Origin of the sequence: Neoroseomonas rubea (assembly GCF_016106015.1) — a bacterium.
GTDB lineage: Bacteria > Pseudomonadota > Alphaproteobacteria > Acetobacterales > Acetobacteraceae > Neoroseomonas > Neoroseomonas rubea.
Map to the genome: position 1 here is coordinate 1 of NZ_JACADQ010000416.1, position 3238 is coordinate 3238.

The 3238-nt window shown below is 71.4% G+C and carries 3 protein-coding genes and 1 pseudogene; 3 read left to right on the forward strand and 1 reads right to left on the reverse strand.

Annotation, left to right across the window (positions count from 1 at the left end; all coding sequences use genetic code 11):
• Window positions 1-234: pseudogene (locus tag HW577_RS22890) on the reverse strand (bifunctional 2-polyprenyl-6-hydroxyphenol methylase/3-demethylubiquinol 3-O-methyltransferase UbiG); the annotation flags it as partial.
• Between the two features lie 136 nt (window positions 235-370).
• Here HW577_RS22890 and HW577_RS22895 point away from each other — a divergent pair.
• The 3 genes from HW577_RS22895 to HW577_RS22905 all read left to right on the forward strand — a co-directional run.
• Entirely contained in the window at window positions 371-1594 is a 1224-nt protein-coding gene (locus HW577_RS22895; protein ID WP_198378424.1) for an aspartate kinase, read from the forward strand.
• A 50-nt stretch (window positions 1595-1644) separates the two neighbouring features.
• Entirely contained in the window at window positions 1645-2637 is a 993-nt protein-coding gene (locus tag HW577_RS22900) for an NAD(P)H-dependent flavin oxidoreductase (protein ID WP_198378426.1), read from the forward strand.
• A 78-nt stretch (window positions 2638-2715) separates the two neighbouring features.
• The coding region (locus HW577_RS22905) for a helix-turn-helix domain-containing protein (protein ID WP_198378425.1) at window positions 2716-3238 on the forward strand (523 nt) is incomplete at its 3' end.

Below are 3238 nucleotides of genomic sequence, written 5' to 3' on the forward strand. Positions count from 1 at the left end.
GGCCAGCGCCTCGGAGGCGAGGCCGGCGCCGCAGCCCACGTCGAGCACCGTGACGCCGTCGAGCGCGCCCGCATCGACCCCGCGGGCGCGCGCGATCCGTTCCGCGATCCAGCCGGTCCGCAGCGGATTCATCCGGTGCAGCGGCTTCATCGGGCCGTCGGGATCCCACCAGCGCGACGCGAGCGCGTCGAACTTGGCCACCTCCTCGCCGCGGAGCGTGCCGGATGCCGCCATGGGGACCCTTTCCTGGGGACGGGGATGCGCCGGGTTGCGCAGCCGCCGGCCGCTCTGTATCTGTCGCGCCCCGTCGCCGGGCGCAACCGCCCAGGCGCCCCTTTTTCCGCCCGGCCCCAGGATCCAGACGCCGCCGATGGCCCGCATCGTCATGAAGTTCGGCGGCACCTCCGTCGCCGACCTCGACCGCATCCGCAACGTCGCCCTCCGCGTGAAGCGGGAGGTGGATGCCGGCCACCAGGTGGCCGTCGTCGTCTCCGCCATGTCGGGCGTGACGAACCAGCTCGTGAAATGGTGCCAGGACCTCTCGCCGCTGCATGACGCGCGCGAATACGACACCGTCGTCGCGACCGGCGAACAGGTCACGACCGGCCTGACCGCCATCGCGCTGCAGGCGATCGGCGTCGAGGCGCGATCCTGGCAGGGCTGGCAGGTGCCCATCGTCACCGACCAGGCGCATGGCAAGGCGCGCGTGGAACGCATCGACGGCGCCCTGCTGGTCGAGCGGATGGAGGCAGGCCAGGTGCCCGTCATCGCCGGCTTCCAGGGCATCGAGCCCGGCCGCAACCGCATCACGACGCTCGGGCGCGGCGGTTCGGATCTGTCCGCCGTCGCTGTCGCCGCGGCCGTGAAGGCCGATCGCTGCGACATCTATACCGATGTCGACGGCATCTACACGACCGATCCGCGCATCGTCCCCCGCGCGCGGAAGCTCGAGCGCATCTCCTTCGAGGAGATGCTCGAACTCGCCTCGGTCGGTGCCAAGGTGCTGCAGACCCGCTCGGTCGAACTGGCGATGAAGCTCGGCGTGCGTGTTCAGGTGGTGTCGAGCTTCGAGGACAAGCCCGGCTCTCTCGTGGTGGATGAGGACGAGATCGTGGAACAGCCCGTGGTTTCCGGCATCGCGTATTCCCGCGACGATGCGAAGGTGACGCTGCGCCGTGTGCCGGACCGGCCGGGCGTCGCAGCGAATGTCTTCGGCGCGCTGTCCAAGGCGAACGTCAATGTCGACATGATCGTCCAGAACATCGGCGCGGACGGCACGACCGACATGACCTTCACGGTCGGCAAGGCGGATCTCGCCCGCGCGCAGGATGTGCTGGAAAAGGCCCGGCCCGAGGTGGGCTTCGAGGCGCTGCTGGCCGACCCCGAGGTCGCCAAGATCAGCGTCGTGGGCATCGGCATGCGCAGCCATGCGGGCGTGGCGAACACCATGTTTCGCGCGCTGGCCGAGAAGGGCATCAACATCCAGGTGATCTCGACCAGCGAGATCAAGGTCAGTGTCCTGGTGTCGGCAGACTACACCGAGCTTGCGGTGCGCGCGCTGCACACCGCCTATGGCCTGGACGCGCCGGCGTGACCGACGCCCCGTCCGCCCCAGACTGGGCCTTCGCCGAGCTCGACCGGCTGATGGCGCGCGGCGCCGGCTTCCTCGGCAGCCGCTGGGCGATCCTGGGCGGCGCGATGTCCTGGGTCAGCGAGCGGCATCTCGTCGCCGCGCTGTCGAATGCCGGCGCCTTCGGCGTGATCGCCTGCGGCGCGATGGAGCCGCCGCGGCTGGCGGAGGAGATCGCCGGCACCCAGGCGCTGACGCAGAAGCCCTTCGGCGTGAATCTCATCACCATGCATCCGCGGCTCGATGCGCTGGTGGACACCTGCCTTGCAGCGAAGGTCGGGCACATCGTCTTCGCCGGCGGCATACCGCCGGGCAGCGCCATCAAGAAGGCGAAGGACGGCGGGGCGAAGGTGATCTGCTTCGCGCCCGCGCTGGTCCTGGCCAAGCGCCTGGTGCGCAGCGGCGCCGACGCGCTGGTGATCGAGGGATCGGAGGCGGGGGGCCATATCGGTCCCGTCTCGCTGAACGTGCTGGCGCAGGAAATCCTGCCCCATATGCGCGATGTGCCGGTCTTCGTCGCCGGCGGGATCGGGCGGGGGGAGGCGATCCTGTCCTACCTCGAGATGGGGGCGGCCGGCGCCCAGCTGGGCACCCGCTTCGTCTGCGCCAGCGAATGCGTCGCCCACCCGGCCTTCAAGCAGGCCTTCATCCGCGGCCATGCGCGGGACGCCATGCCGACGGTGCAGCTGGACGACGCCTTTCCGGTCATTCCGGTTCGCGCGCTGCAGAATGCCGGGACGAAGCGGTTCCTCGAGCACCAGGCCGACACGATCCGCCGTTTCCGGTCGGGCGAACTCGACAAGGATGCCGCGCAGCTCGACATCGAGCATTTCTGGGCCGGCGCGCTGCGCCGCGCGGTGATCGATGGCGACGTCGAGAACGGGTCGCTCATGGCCGGCCAGTCGGTCGGCATGGTGACGAAGGAGCAGCCTGCGGCCGAGATCGTCGCCGAGCTGATCGGCCAGGCCGCCGCCGCGATCGCGGCGCGCCGGGGCAACGCGGCGTGATCGGGCCGTGCCCCGGTTGCCCCTTTGCGCGCGGGGGAGTGCGGGGGTAGAAGCCCCGCTGCCGAAGCCATGCCGCCCATGAAGCGCCAACCCCGTCCCGAGATCACCGCCGCGGAGGCCGCCCGCGTCGGCGAGGACCTGCGCGAGGCGCGCATGACGCTCGGCGCCAGTGTCGAGGACATGGCCGAGCGGCTGCGGATCAATCGCCGGTACATCCACGCGCTCGAGGAGGGACGGATCAGAGACCTGCCGGGCCCGGCCTATGCCGTCGGATTCGTCCGGTCCTACGCGACCGCCCTCGGGCTCGACCCGGACGAATCCGTCCGCCGCTTCCGCGACGTGACGGGTGGGGCGGCGGCGAAGAACGGCGACCTCGTCTTCCCCGAGCCCGTGCCGTCCCGTGGCGTGCCGGCCGGCGCGTTGGTCGCGGCGGGCGTGGTGCTGGCGATCGGCGCCTATGTCGCCTGGTACAACTGGAGCGGCTCGGGCGACCGGGTCGTGGATGCCGTCCCGCCCGTGCCGCCGCGGCTGGAAGGTGCGGCGCCGGCGCCGGGGCCGCGCGCGCGGGATGCCGCCGCGACCGGGCAGGGCGCAGCGCCCG